Below are 18,775 nucleotides of genomic sequence, written 5' to 3'. Positions count from 1 at the left end.
GGGAACGAGGGTCAGTGCCGGGGCGCCGGCTCGTGGCGCGGGCCCGGCGGGCGCCGCGGGAGCGATCGGTGCCGGTGGTTCGACGATCTCCGGGGCCACCAGCGAGCGGGCAGCGTCGTCGTGCGGACGTACCCGACGCACGACCGGGTCCCACGTCCAGCGCGCGCACCGGCTCTCCGAGGTGAGCTGCACCAGCCAGATGCCGTCGACGCGACGCCAGGCGTCCCACTGCGCGGAGGCGGGGTTGTCCTGGGCGACGACGAGACGGGCGTCCACGACCTCACCGAGGGGACGCCCCGGACCGCCACCGGGATCCTTGGGCAGCAGGGCGGCGCGGGCCTCCTGGACGACACGGGCCCGCTCGGCCAGCACCGGCCCCTCGTACCGCTCCACCCGTTCCACCGGGATGCCCGCGGCCCGGGCCACCTCGGCGGCCGTCTCACCGGCTCGCAGCCTGGCCTGGATCTCGCGCGGGGTCAGCGCGCTCTCGGTGCGGACCTCGCTGCGGCGTACACCGCGCAGGGCGGCCCGGAGCCGGTCGTCGACCGGCACCCGGAACTGTTCACCGTCGGTCCGCCCGGCCGCGTCCGCCAGCACGAGGTAGCCGCCGTCCTCGCTGAGTGCGACCGCCCGCAGCTCACGCATGGCGCCTCCTGATCTCATGAAGCCGTGCCCTGCCCCACCGATGTGCCCCGCCCGCGCGGACAGTCGTGCCCGTCGGATCGCCCCCGAGGCGGGACACACAGCGGGGGCCGTCCCAGCGGGCAGCTCGACAGGACGCACCGGAACCCGCCTTCGGCGAGTGCGTCCCGGTAGATGACAGCCTGCCATCGATATGGCCACTCGGGCGGCTGTCGGCGGGCGACACGCGAAGTCTGACCGGGTCGGGCCGGTCCGCTTGGGCCGGCGAAGGCCGGATGGTCCTAGGGACGGCGACCGCCCGGCGGGCGGGTGGCGGGGCCACGTCGACGTGCGGGACGTGCGCTCGGACGTGGCCGGGTCTGGTCGCCGAGGCCCGCGAGTGCCGCCCCGACGATGCCGGCCTCGTTCTGCAGCTGGGCGGGTACCACCTTCGTCCGGATCTCGAGGTCATCGAGGAAACGGTCGGCCTTTTTGCTCACACCCCCACCAATGATGATGAGGTCGGGCCAGAGCAGCGCCTCGAGCGTGCCGAGGTAGCGGCCGACCCGCTTGGCCCACTTCTCCCAGGAGAGGTCCTCGCGTTCGCGGGCGGCGTCCGAGGCGCGGGTCTCCGCGTCGTGCCCGTGGATCTCCAGATGCCCGAGTTCGGTGTTGGGCAGCAGCTGGCCGTGCAGGAACAGCGCGGTGCCGATGCCCGTCCCGAACGTGGTCATGATCACAAGTCCGCTGACGTCGCGGCCGGCACCGAAGGCCATTTCCGCGATGCCGGCGGCGTCGGCGTCGTTGACCGTGGTGATGTCGGACGCGGCGGTGGCCGGCGCCGGCGGGGATGGCACCGAGGTGGCATCGATCCCGGCCTGGGCGAAGGCGGCGGACAGCACCGCCACCGTGTCCGTGCCGATCCAGGTGTCGTCGATGTTCGCCGCGGTCAGCGCCACACCGTTCTTCACCACCGAGGGCAGCGCGACACCGACCGGCCCGGACCAGTCGAAGTGGCTCACGACCTCGGCGACGGTGGCGGCCACCGCGTCCGGACTCGCCGGCTGCGGCGTGGCGATCCGGTGCCGAGGGGCGGCGAGCGTTCCGTCCTCGACGTTGACCGGCGCGCCCTTGATGCCGCTCCCCCCGACGTCAACCCCGAAGACCTGCATGACCGAGCCCTCCCGTGCCGATGGCGTGCGAGAGGACAAGTGTCTCAGGCCGGTGGACCTTGGTGGCGCCCGCCCGGTCGCGGCGAGCCGCCCGCCCGGCGGCTGTAGCGGTGCCGTAGGGCCGAACCGCCTCCCCGAGCCGGGCTGCGGGCCTCTATACGCTGGGCTGGTGCGGCTGGTGGACACCTTCGGGCGGATCGCGACCGATCTGCGTGTGTCGCTGACCGATCGGTGCAATCTGCGTTGTACCTACTGCATGCCGGCGGAGGGTCTGCCCTGGCTGCCGGGCCCGCACCTGCTCACCGACGACGAGGTGGTGCGTCTGGTGGGTATCGCCGTCGAACACCTCGGCGTCACCGACGTCCGCCTCACCGGCGGTGAGCCGACCCTGCGCCCCGGCCTGGTGGGTCTGGTGGCCCGGCTGGCCGACCTGCGTCCCCGGCCGCGGCTGGCGCTCACCACCAACGGCCTGCGTCTGGCCGAACTCGCCGCGCGGCTGCGGTCCGCCGGTCTGGACCGGGTGAATGTGTCGCTTGACACGTTGGACGCGTCCCGCTTCGTCACCCTCACTCGTCGTGACCGTCTCGAGGATGTGCTGGCCGGCCTGCGGGCCGCGGCCGCCGCCGGACTCACCCCCGTCAAGGTCAACAGCGTGCTGCTGCGCGGGGTGAACGACGACGAGGCCACGGTACTGCTGCGCTGGGCGCTGGCGGCCGGGTACGAGCTGCGGTTCATCGAGCAGATGCCGCTGGACGCCCAGCATGGCTGGCGTCGCGCCGAGATGGTGACGGCCGAGGAGATCCTCGCCGCGCTGCGCACCGAGTTCACGCTGCGGCCCCGGCCCGGTCGCGGCAGTGCGTCGGCCGAACTGTTCGAGGTGGACGGCGGTCCTGGCCAGGTCGGGGTGATCGGCTCGGTGTCCGCCCCGTTCTGCGCGGCCTGTGACCGGGTCCGGCTGACCGCGGACGTGCAGGTGCGCGACTGCCTGTTCGCCCGGGACGAGAGCGACCTGCGCACCGCGCTGCGTGCCGGTGCCAGCGACGAGGAGATCGCCGGCCGCTGGCGGACCGCGGTCTGGGGGTAAACACGCCGGTCATGGCATCGGCGCACCGGACTTCCAGCAACCCGACCGGCCGATGTCCGCCATCGGCGGCTGACCGATGACGCTGGTGGGTCGATGACGCCGGTGGGTCGATGACGGTCGGTCGGCCCGGGGATGTGGACACGGGCGACTGGAGCGCGCTGATCTGCGCGGGTGGCGCCGCCCGCCGGCTCGGTGGACGGGACAAGCCGGCCGTCGTGGTCGGCGGTGCGACGCTGTTGGACCGGGTGCTGGCGGCCACCGTCGCCGCACGCCGCCGGATCGTGGTCGGCCCCCGGCGTGACCTGGCCGGACCCGCGACCACGGTGCACTGGTGTCGTGAGGACCCGCCCGGAGGCGGCCCGCTCGCCGCGATCGCCGCCGGGCTCGTGGCCGTCGACACCGCGTACGTCGCCGTTCTCGCCGCCGACCTGCCGTTCGTCACCGAGGACGTGCTGAGGGCGCTGCGCCGTGCGGCGGGCGAACCCGGGGTGGACGTCGCCGTCCTGGTCGATCCGGACGGCCGGGCGCAGTACCTCGCCGCGGTGTGGCGCACGGCCCGCCTGCGCGCGGCGCTGCCCGCCGAGCCCGCCGGCGCACCGGTGCGTGCCCTGTTCGCCGGCCGAACCCCGTCCACCGGACGGGAGGTGGCCGCCGTCCATGCCGACGCCCGTACCTGCCTGGACTGCGACGACGACGCGGATGTGGCCCGGGCCCGCGGCTGGGTGACTCAGCCCATCCGGCCGTGGCCGGCCTCGTTCAGGTAGCCACGCATGTCGATCGCCATCGTGTGCACCGCGTCGTGGTCGGGCTCCTCGTACGCCTCGCCGCCGCGCGCGTAGCCGAAGGTCAGCCGGGGCAGCACCTGGGTGGGTGTGTCCATGCTGGCGTCCCAGTCCGGCTCGTCGCCGGCGAAGGCGGCCGGGCCGGAGGGCAGCTCCGCGCTGCCGGGCGAGGCGGTGACGATCGCCCAGTCGACCACCCCGAGCACCACGATCACTCCGAGCGCGGGCAGTGCCACGACCGGGTTCCACGCGGAGAGCCCGACCAGGGCGAACACCGCCACCACGGTGACCCCGCCGACGAGATGACGGCGGCCGGGACGAAGCGCCGGAACCTTACGACCGCGCCGATAGTGCGCCATACCACCAGTGTGCCGGACACCGACAGTGCCGGGTACCCGCCTGTCGGGTACCCCCGGCCGGTCAGCCGCTCCCTCGCGTGCTCCCGCCCGCACTCCCTCGGCATGGGTGAGTACGTCCGACCACCCACGGTGATCGGATTCGGCCCGTGCGCCCCGGGTATCGCCAGCCCGACGACAGCGGAGGGTACGGCCGGTCACCCTTTCTGGTGAAGGTTGTGCGCACTGGCGGCCTTCTGGGCCACACTTTCCAGGAATGCGAAGGACCATGGCCCGACGGCGCACCATGTGTTCAACCTCGCCAGGCTGGAGGTTTGCCGTGGAGGCTCGACGCCGGACGACCAGTCCGCGCCGAACATCCGCTTACGCCACTTTCGTGCTGCTCAGCGTAGTGGCGACGGTGCTGCTGGCGGCGGGCGGCTGCGGCTCGCCAAGTTACCAGTATGTGACAAACAAGAAGGACGGTGCGTTTCTGCGGGTCCCGAATAGCTGGAGCCACCAGGAGATGCCCGGCCCGGCGTTGTTCGGGATCGACGCCCGCAACGTCAGCCCGGAGATGCTGCGCGGACTGATGTCACGCGAATGGGTTGTCGGCCTGGACGCCGGTGCCCGCTTTGACGCCACCCGACTGCTGGTTCCGGACGCGGCCGTGCCCAAGGGGTTCGCACAGGTGCGCCACCTGTTGCCCGAGGAGGCGAACGCGGTGTCCACCAACGACCTGCGCAACTTCGTGCTCTCGGTCGACGACGCCCAGGCCGCCCAGGAGCAGGCGGTGCGCACCGACCCCTACGGCGCCCGACTCGAGCCGAGCTTCCTGCTGCTCGCCGACGAGGTCGTGCACAAGAAGGACGGTGTGCACGGCGTGCATCTGGTCTACCAGGTCAGGACCGACGCCGGTCTGGTGACGATCGACCAGACGAGCCTGCTCGACAACGGCCAGGCGGTGCTCTACCAGCTCATTCTCGCGTGCTCGTCGCTGTGTTACGCCCAGCACGGAGCACAGATCGGCGACGTGGCCAAGTCCTTCACGATCAAGCCCACGGACCAGGGGCAGTAGGGATGGGCGTGATGGACCACGCAGACCGGATCACCGACCTGACCGATCTCCCTGATCTCCCCGATCCCGATCCCGATCCCGGCCCACGACCCTCGGGCGGCTCGTCCTCGCTGGCCGGCCCGCCGGCCTCGGGCCCCGGTTCGCGCGACGCGGAGTCCCCCCAGGGACCCCGGCGCCGCCGGCTGTCGCTGTGGGACCGGTCGAAGTTCCTGCTGCTGCTCGGCGCGGTCTTCCTGTTCGTGGTAGCCGCGGAGGTCTCCGACGATCCGCTGATGACCTGGAGCGACGGTTTTCGCATCCAGGCCCGCCGGAGCGCCTGGGTGCTGGTCCTGCTCGGCATGGAAGTGCTGCGCCAGGTGCACATGTTCGTCGGCGAACGCTGGTCGGCCTACTACGTGTTCTGGACCGAGCGGGTGTTCGGTCGGCTGGAGCGGCGATTCCTGAAGATCAACGACTGGAACCGGTTCCGGTTGTCCCGGGCGGTCAAGTGGATCGTGGGTCTGGCCCTGGCCCTGTTCGTCTACGCCCGGTTGTCGCACACCTCGGTCTTCGACGCGCTGGTGAACATCCCCAGCGATCTGTGGCACGCGATTCCCATGGTGCTGCAGATCGTCCTGCTGATGCTGTTGGTCGTCGGCCAGTTCGTGGTGATGTTCTGGTTCCTGTCCAAGGGCGGCGTCGAGACGTACTTCCCCGAGGACATCACCACCCGTTTCGCGGATGTCTGGGGCCAGGACCACGTTGTCAGCCGGGTCCGGGAGAACGTCTTCTATCTGGAACGCCCGGAGGAGATCGAAAGTCGCGGTGGCCATGTGCCCGGTGGCATTCTGCTGTGGGGCCCGCCCGGTACCGGCAAAACCCTCCTCGCCGAGGCGGTGGCCGGTGAGACGGGCAAGCCGTTCGTCTTCGTCGATCCGGGTGCGTTCTCGGCGATGTTCGTCGGTGTGGGCCTGCTCAAGGTCAAATCACTGTTTCGCAAGCTGTGTAAGCTCGCGCTGCGCTACGGCGGTGTGATCGTCTTCTTTGACGAGGCGGACACGCTCGGCAGCCGCGGTGGTCTCGGCGGCAACTTCGGTGGTGGCGGTGTCGGCACCGGAGCCCGCTCCTGGTTCGCCCGCCAGGGCACGCCGGCCGCCACCTCGCCGTCCCGTTCGTCCCACCCGCTTGGACGGTCGCTGGCCGATGGGGACACGGCCGGACCGGGCTGTAACGGGCTGTCGTACCTGAGCGCGGCGGCCCAGGCGGAGATCGGCCGCGAGACGGCCCGTGAGCAGTTCGTGGTCGGTGGGGGCGGTGGCGGGTTCGACGGCACGCTGCAGGCACTGCTGGCCGAGATGTCCGGGCTGAAGAAGCCCCGCGGCTTTTTCAACCGGGTCGTGCGGCGCACCCTCGGGATGCGCCCGAAGCCACCGCCGAAGTACCGCATCCTGGTGATGATGGCGACGAACATGCCGCAGTCCCTGGACGAGGCGTTGCTGCGCCCCGGCCGCATCGACCGCCAGTACAAGGTCGGCTACCCGAGCAAGGAGGGGCGGGTGCGCACCTTCGAGGGATACCTCGCGAAGGTGCGCCACGAACTGACCCCCGAACAGGTCGACCGGCTGGCCGTGATGAGTCCCGAGGCCACCGGCGCGACGATCAAGGACACGGTCAACGAGGCGCTGGTCCAGGCGGTCAAGGACGGCCGGGAGGCGATCACCTGGCAGGACATGCTGCGCGCCCGGGTGATCAAGGAGTACGGCCTCGCCGACGACCACGAGCACATCGACCAGGAGCGGCACAGCATCGCCCTGCACGAGGCCTGCCATGCCGTCGTCGCCTACCGGATGCAGCGCGGTCGGGTGATCGACCTCGCGACCATCGAGCGGCGCGGCGGGGTCGGCGGGTTCGTCGCCCATGTCGCGGTCGAGGACCGGATGTTCATGTGGAAGTCCGAGATCGAGATCCAGGTGATGGTCTCGCTCGCCTCCCTCGCCGGTGAGCGGATGTTCTTCGAGGGGGACAACACCGTCGGTGTCGGCGGCGACCTGCGCAGTGCCACCACCCTGGTCGCCAGCTACCTGTCGTCCGCGGCGATGGGCGACACCCTCTCGTCCCGGCTGGCGATGCTCGAACAGCAGATGGGCAGCCTGTCGCTGGACGCGGACCGTCCCTTCGGCCAGCAGATCGAGTCCAAGCTGCGGGAACTCTACGAGCGCACCGAGGTGGTCCTGCAGGACAACCGGCGGGAGATCCTGGCGCTCACCCACGCCCTGGAGGAACACAAGACGATCACCGGTGAGGACGTCGAGGCCATCATGGAGGGCGGGCTCGGCCCCACCGTGGACGGCCGTCGCTACCGGGAGCCGGACTTCCTGTCCGTCTTCGAGGGTTACCACTCCAACGCGGTCAGCGCCCACCGTGGTCAGACCCGGGAGGTGCACCGACTGCCGGAACTCGGCCGCGCCGCCGCCCGCCAGGCCGACGGTGCCCGTCAGGTGGACGGTGCCCGTCAGGCCGAAGGGGCTGCCGGGGCCGCCGGGTCCGTCGACGAGCGGGAACGCAGGGAGAGCAGCGCGTAGCCCGCGCCGACGAACGCCGCGACCGCCGCGAGCACCAGACCCGCCCGCGGCCCGCACGACTGGGCCACCCAACCGGCGATCGGCCCACCCACCGGCGTCGACCCGAGCAGTGCCACCGACCACAGCGCCATCACCCGGCCCCGCATGGCCGGGTCGGCGGCGAGCTGGACGGTGGCGTTGCCGGTCGAGATGAACGCCACACTGCCCGCCCCGACCAGCACCAGGGCGGCTAGTTCCACCGGCAGCGTCGGCGCGATCGCGGCCAGCAGCAGCACGCCGCCGAACACCGCCGCGATCAGGCCGAGGGGTCGTACGCCCACTCGCCGCCGTCGGGCGACGGCGAGCCCGCCGACCACCGCGCCCGAACCCATCGCCGCGGTCATCAGGCTGTAGGTCGCCGCGTCGCCGTCGAACGTCTCGCGGGCGACCAGCGGCAGCACCACCTGGAACTCGTAGGACAGCGCGCCGATGACCATCATCATGACCAGCGGGACGCGCAGCGTCCCGGTCCGCCACGCATAGCGCAGCCCCGCCCGCAGCTGCCCCGGGGCCCGGTGCACGGGCGTGCGGGCGTGCAGTTCGGCGGTGTTCATCCGGCGCAGCGCGATCAGTACCGCGCCGAAGGACGCGGCGTTGAACAGGAAGCAGCCCGCGGTGCCGATGCCCAGAATGATCGCCCCGGCCAGCGCCGGTCCGATGATCCGGGCCGCGTTCATGGTCACCGAGTTGAGGGTGATCGCGTTGGACAGATACTCGGGCCCGACCATCTCCTGCACGAAGGTCTGCCGGGTCGGGTTGTCCACTGCGTTACACAGCCCGATGAGCATGGCCGTGACGGCGACCATCCACAGCCGGGCCGAACCGGTCAGGTCCAGGATGCCCAGGGTGAGCGCGGCCAGCCCCGAACCGGTCTGCGTGATCATCAGTAGTCGCCGCCGGTCCGACCGGTCGGCGATCACCCCGCCGTAGGGCCCGAACAGCAGTACCGTCAGGAACTGCGCGGCTGTGACCAGCCCCAACGCCGTTCCTGACGCGCCCAGCGACAGCACCAGCCAGCCCAGCGCGATCGTCTGCATCCAGGTCCCGCACAACGAGACGAGCTGGCCGGCGATGAACAGCCGGAAGTTACGCACGCGCAGGGCGGCGAACGTGCTGTTCGACTGCTCCCGCTGTGCTGCCGCTGCCGCTGCCGCGGGGGGCGCGCAGGCAGGCGGCACCAGTGGCGGGGCCACCGCTACCGGAAGCATCGCCTCCTGCGGCGGGTCCGCCGGAAGCGGCGGGTAGGCCCGCGGCGGTGAGATCACCCGCAGGGTCGCTGTGGCGGGTGGGGTCGCCGTTCTCGACGGCCGACCGGGACTGTCCACCTGCGGCACCATCCATGCACCTCCAGCAGTGGGAACGCCGCTGGCGCGATCGTTATTTCATGTCAGGTAAACATTATGCCGCGCGAGATCCCTTGGCATGCCTGGAAGTGTGACCTATTATCCGAACATGTGTTCGGTTTCGGGTCGATGGCGGCGGCCGGTGATGGTGATCGTGTGGGCGGCGGCTGTCGGCCCGCTCGTGCGCCGGGTCCACGGGGAAGGTGGTCAGCCATGATCGACGTCGAGGCGATGCTGGGGGGCGTCGTCGCAGCCGAGGTGAGCGAGCTCCCCGACGCGGAGGTCGCGGCCCTGGTCGTCGAGCTGCGGCGGCTGGTCGACGCGACCGACGCGCTGTGGGCGCGGGCGCTCGCCGAGTTCGATCGGCGCGAGCTGTGGCGGGCCGACGGTGCCCGTTCGGCGGTGGCCTGGCTGCGGCGTGAATGTCGGCTGGTGCATCCGACGACGGCCTCGGCTCTGCTGGTCGCGCGGGCGGCGCGGGCCCTGCCGGCGACCGGGGGCGCGTTTCGCGCCGGTGACATCAGCTTCGAGCATCTGCGGGCGATCGCGCCGGCGGTGGAGCCCGCGCGCCTCGAGAGGGCGCGGCGGGCGGATCCGATCTTCGCCCGGGCGGCGTTGTGGATGAATCCGCGTCAGATGGGCAGCGTCGTGCGCACCTGGGTGCAACTGGCGGACGAATGAGGCCGCCGCCGTGGAGCCAGGCACTGGCCTGGCGGGTTGGGATGTGGTGGAGCCGGCTGTGGCGGAGCGTGTTCGGGCCGCCACGGCCCCTGGGGCAGGGGGGTCGGGCGGGCCCACTCGGGTCCGGGCCAGGTCGCAGCCATGGGCCGTTACAGCGGGATGTTGCCGTGCACGTTCTTGTGCGCCCGTGCGTCGGCGAGGGCGCCCGCCAGGGCCGAGGCGATGACGCCGCGGGTGTTGCCGGGTGTGATGACCGCGTCGATGACGCCGAGCTCGACGGCGCGGTCCACCCCGCCGACGGTGCGCTCGTGTTCCTCGGTGAGCTCGGCGAGCACGCTGGGTCGCCGCTGGGCCGGCACGTCCGCGAGCGTGCGTCGGTGCAGGATGCCGACGGCCGCCTCGGCACCCATCACGGCGATCTGCGCGTTCGGCCAGGCGTAGACGGCGGTGGCGCCCAGCGAGGTGGAGTTCATCGCGATGTAGGCACCGCCGTAGGACTTGCGCGTGACCACGGTGACCCGCGGCACGGTGCACTCGGCGAACGCGTAGAGCAGCTTGGCGCCGCGGCGCACGACGCCCTCCCACTCCTGGCCGACCCCGGGGAGGTAGCCGGGCACGTCCACGAGCACGACCAGCGGCACCCCGAAGGAGTCGCACATGCGCACGAAGCGGGCGGCCTTCTCCGCGGAGGTCGAGTCCAGGCAGCCGCCGCGGCGCAGCGGGTTGTTCGCGACCACGCCGACGGTGCGCCCACCGAGGCGGCCGAGGGTGGTCACGATGTTCGGCGCCCACTTCGGGTGCAGTTCGACACCCTCACCGTCGAGCACCGCGCTGACCAGCGGGCGCACGTTGTAGGCCCGGCGCGGGTTCTCGGGCAGCAGGTCGGCGAGCTCGCGGTCGGGCACCTCGCCGATGTCGCGCTGGTCCGCGAGCAGTTCGGCGAGTTCCCGGGTGCGCTCCATCGCCTGTTCCTCGGAGTCGCATGTCACGTGCACGACCCCGCTGCGCTTGGAGTGCACCTCCGGGCCGCCGAGGCTGGTGGCGGTGCACTCCTCGCCGGTCACCGAGCGGACCACGTCCGGGCCGGTGACGAACACCTTGGCCTCGGGTCCCATGATGACGATGTCGGTCAGCGCCGGGCCGTAGGCGGCGCCACCGGCGGCCGCACCGAGCACCAGCGAGAGCTGGGGGATGCGCCCGGAGGCGCGGACGGTGGCGGCGAAGATGCGCCCGACACCGTCGAGGGAGGCGACGCCCTCCTGCAACCGCGCGCCGCCGGAGTGCCAGATACCGACGACCGGGCAGCCCAGGCGCACCGCGGACTCGATGGCGTGGACGATGCGGGCGCAGCCGTCACGCCCCATCGCGCCACCCTGTACCGTCGGATCCGTCGCGAAGGCGACGACCTCGTTGCCGCGGACCAGACCGTGGCCGGCGACCACGCCGCTGCGGTCGGTGGCCGCGAACACGGACAGTGTGTCGGGGTCGAAGAACCGGGCGAGCCGAGCCTCGGGCGTGCGTGGGTCGACTCGGTCGAGTGTGGACAGACTCACCGTGCGTCTCCTTGCCTGGACGGCGTGGGACTGGAATCGGCGGAAGGTCGACGGGCGACCGTCCGGGCCTGCTCGCCGGTTCCCGTCGGTTCACGGTCCGGCGACGATGGGCACCCGCCCGTGGGCTGGGTGTGGCCGTGCCAACAGGGAGCTGCCCGCGTCACGGCGATAGGTAGCGCTGGGTGGCGAAGGAGGTCGGGGCGGGCCGCGGCGGTCTCGGTCGCGCTGTGGGCCGGTGGGCCGCGGCGTCGGCGGCAGGCCGTGCCGGGCGGTGGGATGCCCCGCCCGGCACGCCCCTCACACCGTGAAGGCCAGACAGACGTCGTGGCCGCCGAAGCCGAACGAGTTCGACAGGGCCGCGCCACCGGTGATCGTGCGGTTGTCGACCACGACGACGTCGAGGGCGATCTCGTCGTCGAGCGCGTCGAGGTTGCGGGTCGCCGGGATGATCCGTTCGCGCAGCGCGAGGATCGTGGCGATCGCCTCGACCGCGCCGGCCGCACCCAGCAGATGCCCGGTCATCGACTTGGTGGCCGTGATGGCCACCTGGTCGATGTGGTCGCCGATCGCCGAGCGCAGCGCCACGGCCTCGGCGAGGTCGCCCGCCGGGGTCGACGTGGCGTGCGCGTTGATGTGCACGACGTCGGTGGCCGTGAGCGACGCCGAACGCAGCGCCGCCCGCACCGCCCGGGCCGCGCCCGCGCCCTCGGGGTCGGGCGCCGCGATGTGGTAGGCGTCCGAGCTGATCCCGGCGCCGGCCAGCACGCCGTGCACCCGGGCGCCTCGGGCCGCCGCGTGCTCGGCGGCCTCCAGCACGACGATCGCCGCGCCCTCGCCGAGCACGAAACCATCGCGGGCCTTGTCGAACGGTCGCGACGCGGTCTGCGGGGTGTCGTTACGGCGGGACAGCGCCTGCATCTGCGCGAAGCCGGCGATCGGCAGCGCGGCGATCGCGGCCTCGGTGCCACCGGCGATCACCACGTCCGCCCGCCCGGCCCGGATGATGTCCAGGCCGAGCGCGATCGCCTCGGAGCCCGAAGCGCAGGCGCTGACCGGGGCATGCACCCCGGCCTTCGCCCCGAACGCGAGCCCGATCGTGCTGGCCGGGCCGTTGGGCATGAGCATCGGCACCGTGTGCGGGGAGACCCGTCGCGGTCCCTTCTCCCGCAGCACGTCGTGCTGGGTGAGCAGCGTCAGCACCCCACCGATGCCGGAGGCGACGCAGGCCGCGAGGCGCTCCTGGTCGACCTCGGGGGTGCCGGCGTCGGCCCACGCCTCACGGGCGGCGACCAGAGCCATCTGCTGGCTGCGGTCGAGAGTGCGCGCCTCCACCCGGCCCAGGGGGAGTTCGGCCGCCAACGGCGCGGCGATCTGGACCGGGAGCTCGTCGATCCAGTCCTCGGTGATGCGTCGGGCGCCGGAGCGGCCTGCGAGCAGCCCCTCCCACGTCGTGGCGACATCGCCACCGAGGGGAGTTACTGCCCCGAGGCCGGTGACGACGACCTGCCTGGGGGTGGTGGTCATGCCGCCACACCCGCCCGCTGGATGTACGACACGGCGTCGCCGACGGTCTTGAGGGACTTCACGTCGTCATCCGGGATCTTCACCGAGAACTTCTCCTCGGCGGCCACGACGACCTCGACCATCGACAGCGAGTCGACGTCCAGGTCATCGATGAAGGTCTTGTCCGGAGTGACGTCCGATGGGTCGACACCGGCAACCTCTTCGAGGATGTCGGCGAGACCGGCGAGGATGTCCTGGGACATGGTGGTGCCTCCTGTGCAGTGTGGTCTGGCGGGTGCGCCAGCGGTCAGCCGACCGCTTCGGACGCCGGCCGCGCAACGTGGGTCCGGGGTCAGGGTGGTGGTGCTGGTCATGGGCAGCGCACGACCTGACCGCAGTAGGTCAGGCCGGCGCCGAAACCGAACAGCAGGACCGGGTCGCCGCGGCGGATCTCGCCGGCGTCGAGCAGGCGGGCAAGCCCCAGCGGAATACTCGCGGCGGAGGTGTTGCCCGAGTCGACGACGTCGCGGGCGACGGCGGCGTTCGTGGCGCCGATGCCCGTCGCGAGTGCCTCGACGATCCGCAGGTTGGCCTGGTGCGGAACGATACCCGCGAGCTGCTCGGGCGCCACGCCGGCCCGCTCGCAGACCTCCCGCACCGCCGGTACGAGCGAGATGGCCCAGCGGAACACCGACTGGCCGGACATCCGGAACAGGTTGTCGCCGCCGCCGGGCACCTGGATCGCCTCGTGGCGGGAGCCGTCGTGGCCCCACACCGCCGGGCCGATCTCATCGGTGTCCGAGGCGCCGACCACCGTCGCGCCGGCGCCATCGGCGAGCAGGATGCACGTGGAACGGTCATCCCAGTCGGTGTAGTCGGAGAGCCGTTCGGTGGCGACGACGAGCACATGGCGCACACCGCCGCCGCGGACCATGTCGGCCGCGGTGGAGATGGCGTAGCTGAAACCCGCGCAGCCGCCGTTGAGATCGAACGCGCCGGCTCGCAACGCGCCGACCCGGTGCGCGATCTGCGGGCCGACCCCGGGGATCTGCGACGGGGAGGTACAGCTCGCGGCGATGACCAGGTCGATGCTGTCGGCGGTCAGACCGGCGGAGGCCAGCGCCTTCTCGGCGGCCACCGCGCCCATCACGGCCGTGGTCTCCTCGTCGTCGGCGATCCGGCGGGTCACGATGCCGGTGCGGGAACGAATCCACTCGTGGGAGGTGTCGACCCGCGCGGCGATCTCGTCGTTGGTGACCAGCCGGGCCGGGCGGTACACCCCGAGCCCGAGCATCCTGGCGCCGGTCATACCTGCCTCCCGACGAGCGCGTCGTCCTCGGCGGAGATACGTGGTCGCACCCCGTCGGGCACGCTGGGCGGTGGGCCCGCGTGCTCGGCGATGAGGTCGCGGGCCGCGCTCAGGTCCTCGGGGGACTTCACCGCGAGGATCTTCACACCGGGCAGCTCACGGCGGGCGATCCCGGCCAGGGTGCCGGCCGGTGGCAGCTCGATGATCGCCGTCACCCCGCGTTCGCGCAGGGTGGCCAGGCACAGGTCCCAGCGCACCGGCGCGGCGACCTGGGTGACCAGCCGGGTGAGCAGCTCGCCGCCGTCGGCGATCAGCGCCCCGTCGGCGTTGGACGCGATGGCCACCTCCGGCGCCGCGGGACGAAGCCCACCGGCCACCGCGGCCAGCGTCTCGCGCGCCGGAGCCATGTGATGGGTGTGGAAGGCGCCGGCCACCGACAGGGAACGCAGCCGCACCCCCGCGGGCGGTTGTTCGGCGAGCCGGGCCAGATCGGTCATCGTGCCCGCGGCGACGATCTGACCGGCGCCGTTGCGGTTCGCGGCGGTCAGGCCCAGTTCGGCGAGCCGGGCGGTGACCACCTCGGGGTCGCCGCCGAGCAGCGCCGTCATCCCGGTGGCCGTGCGCGCCGATGCCTCGGCCATCGCCCGTCCACGCAGCGCCACGAGCACCAGCGCCTGCTCGATCGTCAGCACGCCGGCGAGTACCGCAGCGGTGATCTCCCCGACGCTGTGGCCGGCCAGCACCAGGGAGCCGGGTTCGACGCCCGGGACCGCGGCGCCGTGCTCGGGAGCCGCCAGGGATCGAAGCGGCAGACCGAGTTGCTCGGCGGCGGCCAGACCGCTGGCAACGATCAGCGGCTGGGCGATCGCGGTGTCCCGGATCGTCTCGGCCTCGGCGTCGCAGCCGGCCGCCAGCAGGTCGACGCCCGCCGCGGCTGACCACCAGCGCAGTCTGTCCTCCACCCCGGGGAGATCGCGCCAGGCACGAAGCTGTCCGGGAGTCTGTGCACCCTGGCCGGGTGCGAGGATCGCGAGCACCTGTTTACCTAACCCTTCGCGAGGACCACTTGTCGCTGGCGGCGACTCACCGATGTGTCGACCGGGCTTTGTAGACGTCCTACAAACTCATCAGTAGGACGAAGTGCATCGTTCCTGCTGCGCGTATCGGTCACCTTCGCGGGAAAGAGCAGCGAAATCGCCGGATGTGACGGGTTTCGCAGTGCGGTGCTCCGCGTGCGTGACGGTGGGACAAGTCAGACCTGCCCTGTAGATGACATACCGTCCAGCCGCCCCAGGACCAGCGCGACATGCAGGATGAACCGCTCCCGATGATCTGCGGGGTCGAGACCGCAGACGTCAGCCGCCTTCCGCAGACGGTAACGCACTGTGTTTGTGTGCAGGTAGAGGGCGCGCGCGGTGGCCTCCAGCGAGGAGCCGAAATCGAGGTAGGCGCCGGCGGTCTCCAGCAGCGGCGAGCCGGCGTCGCGCAGCGGTATGTACACCTCGTCGATGAGCGAGCGGCGGGCGTCGGCATCGCCGGCGAGGGCGAGTTCCGGCAGCAGCGCCCGGGCCCGCACCGGTCGGGGTGCCGCCGGCCAGGCCGCGACCACGTCGGTGGCGGCGAGCGCGATCCGCGCCGAGCGGGGCGCGCCGGTGAGGTCGGTGGCCACCGGTCCGACCACGACCGGTCCCGGCTCACACACCGGCAGCAGGGCCCGCGCCGCGTCCAGCGCGGTGCGCACCTCGATCTTCGGTGTACCCCGCCGGGCCGCGGCGGCGGCGAGCCGGGCCGCCGCGGCGCCTGCCTCGCCCGCCTCGGCGCCACTGCCGCCGCCACCGACACCACCGCTGCCCGCACCGCGGGCACCGCCACCCGCCGCGCCGCCGGCGCCGCCGCCGTTGGCGGTCCCGGCAGGGATGAGGACCGCGGCGTCCTCGGGTCGTCCGATGCCGTCGTCCGCGGTGGCGAACGTTCCCCCGACGATCATCACCAGGCGGTCGTGGTGGACACCGGCCAGCAGCTCGAGGCCGGTCAGCCGGGCGAGGCGGTGCGCCTCGTCGACGACGACCTCCGGCGCGTCGCTGCCGGCCCGAGCGACGATCACCGTCACGGCTGGTGGGTTGCGCCACCCGGCCGCGGCGGCCCGCGACGGCAGGGCCCGGTCCGCCTCCCCACGCACCACGTGATCGACGATGAGCGCCTCCAGCCGGGCGTCCCAGGCACCGCGCTCCTCGGCGGCACGGGCGTAGACGACCGCGCCGGCGAAGGCGATGTCGCGCGAATAGCGCAGCACGTCCGCGAGCAGGCGCTGCTCCTCGTCCGGCCCGACCAGGTTCGGCACCTCGGTCTCGATCGCCTCCACCGCGACCCGGACGAGATCCACCAGCCGACGAAACGTCACCGCCCTGACCAGTTCGCGTGGCGCGACCCGAAAGACGTCCTCGGACAGCTCCCGCGCGTGCTCCGGCCGCCGGCACCACCAGACGAACGAGGAGATCCCGGCCTGCACGACGAGCTGGATGCCGGCCCGGTGCCGTGCCGACATCGCCGGGAACCACGGCAGCACCTCGTGCATCCGGGTGACCGCGCGGGAGGCGAGCATCCCGCTGGCCAGCTCCACCCGCCGCACCGCCTGCTCGCTCGCCGGACCGGCGCCGAGGGAGCGGGACGTCGCCGTGCGCTGGTTGGGAAGGTCACCACCGGCCGGCGGCTCGACGGGTGCCGGTCTGGCATCGTCGGGCGCTGGTGACTCGGACGCATCCGGGGGGATACCTGCCACGCTCGCCAGCATGCCTCAGCCGCGCCTGGTCGGGTCGTATTGCCGCTGTCAAGCGCGCTGGACGTCGAGTGACCCGTCCGTACGCGGTGGAGCGCGCACGGACCGCGGATGGACGGGCGGCCCCGGCAGCGGGGTGACGTCCATGGGTGATGCTGGGGGGATGCGAGACGTGAGTATTCAGGGTGACGCGATCCGGCTTGGTCAGTTCCTCAAGCTCGCCGACGTGGTCGACGCCGGTTCGGATGTCAAGGGGCTGCTGGCCGGGGGTGTGGTGCGGGTCAACGGCGAGGTGGAGAGCCGCCGCGGGCGTCAGCTCGTCCCCGGGGACGAGGTCGTGGTGGCCGGCCAGGAACTGCGGGTCGGCTGAGCGAGGGACCGGCGGTCGGTGCTGGTCGGGGGTCGGTGCTGGTCGGGGGTCAGAGCTGGTCGGCGTAGGTGCTGGCCCAGTCGTGGACGCGGGCGACGTAGTGGCGGGTCTCCCCGATGTCGGGGATGCCGCCGGCGGTGCGCACCGCGTCGGGGCCGGCGTTGTAGGCGGCGAGGATCAGCGAGATGCGGTCCCCGGGCAGGCCCGCGACCTGCCTGGCCAGCCGCGACTCGTAGTAGGCGGCGGTCGGGATGGCGTCGTGCGGGTCCATCGGATCGGCCCGCCCGTCCTGGTTGCCGTCCAGGCCGACCTCCCGTCAGGTGGCGGGCAGGAACTGCATGATCCCCTGGGCGCCGGCATGGGAGACGGCGCGCGGGTTGAACCGGCTCTCCACCCGGGCCTGCGCCGCGAGCTGAGCCGCGGTGAGCCCACCGCCGTAGCGGGCGACGGCGGCCTGGAACACGGGAACCAGATCCGCGGGGACGTGCCGGTTACGGCGCAGCACATCGCAACCCACCGAGGTCGACAGGGCCATGACGGTGAGCACCACGGCGATGATCGCTCGTGCGGGCACCGGCCAGGCGATCCGGTGCGGCGCGCCGCACCGGATCAGCCGACCAGCATGGTGCGCAGGGCCGCGAGCTCCGCCTCGGTGACGCCGGACGTGCGGGCCCAGGCGGCCGGACCGCCCCAGCCTTCGTCGACCCCGGCCAGGAAGCCCACCATGACCTCCGGTAGGCAGGACAGCTGCCCGGCGCTGTCCGGCTTGATCTGGCGCTGGTAGGACGGCCGATCCGCCAGCCGGGCGTTGACCCGTTCGATCCGCTCGTTGGTCTGCGTGTAGTCGTCGATGATGGCCGAGCGTTCGACCCCGGCGATGCTCAGCAGCATCGCTGCCAGCACGCCGGTGCGGTCCTTGCCGGCGGCGCAGTGGAAAAGTGCCGGGCCGGTATCCGCGTGGGCCAGCACCCGCAGCGCCGTGGCGACGGCGGGGCCGGCCAGACGCAGGTAGTCCAGGTAGTGCTCCACCCGGTCCTGCGTTCTGAGGTCGCGCACGATCGCGGGGAAACGCGGATCGTCCGGCATCACCCATTCTCCGGGCAGGAACGACAGGTGGTGATAGGCGACGTCCTCCTCGGCGAGCAGGCCACGCCCCTCGCGCAGCGCCTCCTCCTTGGCCCGCAGGTCGAGGACGGCGCGCAGACCAAAGGAGTCGCGCAGCAGGCTGACGTCGCCGGGGGTGAGCATCTGCACCGAGTCGGCGCGCAGACAGGCGCCGTAGCGGGTGAGAGAGCCGTCGACGGTCGGCAGACCGCCCAGGTCGCGGACGTTGTCGCAGCCTGTCAGATTGAACCAGCGATCCACGAGTCGATCCTAGGCCGTCCGTGTGCCCGGTCACCCACCCTTTCACGGCATTCAATCGACGGATTGGGGTCACCCGGGCGCGCCTTCGGGGCGCACGAGGCGCGGGTCGCCTCTCGTGGATCTTCGACCACCCACGCGACCTTCGCCACGGGCCCAGCGACCACGCCGCGGATCCTGACCGCGCCAGCCCCGGATCCACATGT

The 18,775-nt window shown here is 72.3% G+C and carries 16 protein-coding genes and 2 pseudogenes; 6 read left to right on the top strand and 12 right to left on the bottom strand.

Going from position 1 to position 18,775, the window contains the following annotated elements:
- Together sepH and ppgK are read right to left on the bottom strand one after the other, a co-directional pair.
- Positions 1-645 (bottom strand): septation protein SepH (gene sepH / locus G6R24_RS08920; RefSeq protein WP_163548707.1); only part of this gene is annotated, 645 nt, incomplete at its 3' end.
- A 278-nt stretch (positions 646-923) separates the two neighbouring features.
- Positions 924-1,793, bottom strand: coding sequence for a polyphosphate--glucose phosphotransferase (gene ppgK / locus G6R24_RS08915; protein ID WP_163548705.1), 870 nt, complete (start codon positions 1,791-1,793; stop codon positions 924-926).
- Between the two features lie 169 nt (positions 1,794-1,962).
- Between ppgK and moaA the strand changes: the two are divergent.
- Positions 1,963-2,950, top strand: a pseudogene (moaA, locus tag G6R24_RS08910) (GTP 3',8-cyclase MoaA).
- Between the two features lie 37 nt (positions 2,951-2,987).
- Positions 2,988-3,641: a molybdenum cofactor guanylyltransferase gene (mobA, locus tag G6R24_RS08905; RefSeq protein WP_163548703.1), complete on the top strand. Its 654-nt coding sequence runs from the start codon at positions 2,988-2,990 to the stop codon at positions 3,639-3,641.
- Here the strand turns inward: mobA and G6R24_RS08900 are convergent.
- Positions 3,605-4,018 (bottom strand): hypothetical protein, encoded by a 414-nt coding sequence (locus G6R24_RS08900; protein WP_163548701.1) that lies wholly within the window; start codon positions 4,016-4,018, stop codon positions 3,605-3,607. The genes mobA and G6R24_RS08900 overlap by 37 nt on opposite strands.
- 400 nt (positions 4,019-4,418) lie before the next feature.
- Here G6R24_RS08900 and G6R24_RS08895 point away from each other — a divergent pair, with 400 nt between their 5' ends.
- Positions 4,419-5,072 carry a hypothetical protein gene (locus G6R24_RS08895; protein WP_163548711.1) on the top strand — a complete coding sequence of 218 codons (654 nt, stop codon included), beginning with the start codon at positions 4,419-4,421 and terminating at the stop codon, positions 5,070-5,072.
- Between the two features lie 2 nt (positions 5,073-5,074).
- Entirely contained in the window at positions 5,075-7,633 is a 2,559-nt protein-coding gene (locus G6R24_RS08890) for an AAA family ATPase (RefSeq protein WP_391530143.1), read from the top strand.
- Here G6R24_RS08890 and G6R24_RS08885 read toward each other — a convergent pair.
- The gene (locus G6R24_RS08885) at positions 7,564-9,009 is read right to left on the bottom strand and encodes an MFS transporter (protein ID WP_225438299.1); all 1,446 of its coding nucleotides are present in this window, start codon (positions 9,007-9,009) and stop codon (positions 7,564-7,566) included. The two genes, G6R24_RS08890 and G6R24_RS08885, sit on opposite strands and share 70 nt — an antisense overlap.
- Before the next feature lie 219 nt (positions 9,010-9,228).
- On the opposite strand from G6R24_RS08885, the gene G6R24_RS08880 reads away from it, so the two are divergent.
- Positions 9,229-9,696, top strand: coding sequence for a DUF222 domain-containing protein (locus G6R24_RS08880; protein ID WP_163548697.1), 468 nt, complete (start codon positions 9,229-9,231; stop codon positions 9,694-9,696).
- A 149-nt stretch (positions 9,697-9,845) separates the two neighbouring features.
- On the opposite strand, the gene G6R24_RS08875 is transcribed toward G6R24_RS08880, so the two are convergent.
- From G6R24_RS08875 to G6R24_RS08850, 6 genes are all read right to left on the bottom strand, one after another.
- Entirely contained in the window at positions 9,846-11,249 is a 1,404-nt protein-coding gene (locus G6R24_RS08875; RefSeq protein WP_163548695.1) for an acyl-CoA carboxylase subunit beta, read from the bottom strand.
- A 297-nt stretch (positions 11,250-11,546) separates the two neighbouring features.
- Positions 11,547-12,773, bottom strand: coding sequence for a beta-ketoacyl-ACP synthase II (gene fabF, locus G6R24_RS08870; RefSeq protein WP_163548693.1), 1,227 nt, complete (start codon positions 12,771-12,773; stop codon positions 11,547-11,549).
- A complete protein-coding gene (locus G6R24_RS08865; protein WP_163548692.1) occupies positions 12,770-13,015 on the bottom strand; it encodes an acyl carrier protein in 246 nt (81 codons plus the stop codon). Before G6R24_RS08865 ends, fabF begins: the two co-directional genes overlap by 4 nt.
- Before the next feature lie 107 nt (positions 13,016-13,122).
- Positions 13,123-14,061 carry a beta-ketoacyl-ACP synthase III gene (locus G6R24_RS08860; RefSeq protein ID WP_163548690.1) on the bottom strand — a complete coding sequence of 313 codons (939 nt, stop codon included), beginning with the start codon at positions 14,059-14,061 and terminating at the stop codon, positions 13,123-13,125.
- The gene (locus tag G6R24_RS08855; RefSeq protein WP_163548688.1) at positions 14,058-15,098 is read right to left on the bottom strand and encodes an ACP S-malonyltransferase; all 1,041 of its coding nucleotides are present in this window, start codon (positions 15,096-15,098) and stop codon (positions 14,058-14,060) included. The genes G6R24_RS08860 and G6R24_RS08855 overlap by 4 nt, the downstream gene beginning before the upstream one ends.
- A gap of 215 nt (positions 15,099-15,313) precedes the next feature.
- Complete coding sequence (locus tag G6R24_RS08850; protein WP_391530144.1) at positions 15,314-16,840, bottom strand: PucR family transcriptional regulator; 1,527 nt, start codon at positions 16,838-16,840, stop codon at positions 15,314-15,316.
- Between the two features lie 160 nt (positions 16,841-17,000).
- Between G6R24_RS08850 and G6R24_RS08845 the strand changes: the two genes are divergently transcribed.
- Positions 17,001-17,207, top strand: a complete 207-nt coding sequence (locus G6R24_RS08845; RefSeq protein ID WP_175084788.1) for an RNA-binding S4 domain-containing protein — start codon at positions 17,001-17,003, stop codon at positions 17,205-17,207.
- Positions 17,208-17,256: 49 nt separating this feature from the next.
- On the opposite strand, the pseudogene G6R24_RS08840 reads toward G6R24_RS08845, so the two are convergent.
- Positions 17,257-17,742: pseudogene (locus tag G6R24_RS08840) on the bottom strand (lytic transglycosylase domain-containing protein).
- A 74-nt stretch (positions 17,743-17,816) separates the two neighbouring features.
- Positions 17,817-18,572: a tyrosine-protein phosphatase gene (locus G6R24_RS08835; RefSeq protein WP_163548682.1), complete on the bottom strand. Its 756-nt coding sequence runs from the start codon at positions 18,570-18,572 to the stop codon at positions 17,817-17,819.
- Positions 18,573-18,775: the final 203 nt, after the last annotated feature.

The organism is Candidatus Frankia nodulisporulans (assembly GCF_902806475.1).
Classification (GTDB): domain Bacteria; phylum Actinomycetota; class Actinomycetes; order Frankiales; family Frankiaceae; genus Frankia; species Frankia umida.
This window is presented reverse-complemented; position numbering and strand designations above follow the sequence as displayed.

Coding starts and splice junctions, on each gene's coding strand:
- mobA (WP_163548703.1), top strand. CDS start 2,988: ATGACGGTCGGTCGGCCCGGGGATGTGGACACGGGCGACTGGAGCGCG.
- G6R24_RS08860 (WP_163548690.1), bottom strand. CDS start 14,061: ATGACCGGCGCCAGGATGCTCGGGCTCGGGGTGTACCGCCCGGCCCGG.
- ppgK (WP_163548705.1), bottom strand. CDS start 1,793: ATGCAGGTCTTCGGGGTTGACGTCGGGGGGAGCGGCATCAAGGGCGCG.
- G6R24_RS08845 (WP_175084788.1), top strand. CDS start 17,001: ATGCGAGACGTGAGTATTCAGGGTGACGCGATCCGGCTTGGTCAGTTC.
- fabF (WP_163548693.1), bottom strand. CDS start 12,773: ATGACCACCACCCCCAGGCAGGTCGTCGTCACCGGCCTCGGGGCAGTA.
- G6R24_RS08865 (WP_163548692.1), bottom strand. CDS start 13,015: ATGTCCCAGGACATCCTCGCCGGTCTCGCCGACATCCTCGAAGAGGTT.
- G6R24_RS08900 (WP_163548701.1), bottom strand. CDS start 4,018: ATGGCGCACTATCGGCGCGGTCGTAAGGTTCCGGCGCTTCGTCCCGGC.
- G6R24_RS08880 (WP_163548697.1), top strand. CDS start 9,229: ATGATCGACGTCGAGGCGATGCTGGGGGGCGTCGTCGCAGCCGAGGTG.
- G6R24_RS08890 (WP_391530143.1), top strand. CDS start 5,075: ATGGGCGTGATGGACCACGCAGACCGGATCACCGACCTGACCGATCTC.
- G6R24_RS08885 (WP_225438299.1), bottom strand. CDS start 9,009: ATGGTGCCGCAGGTGGACAGTCCCGGTCGGCCGTCGAGAACGGCGACC.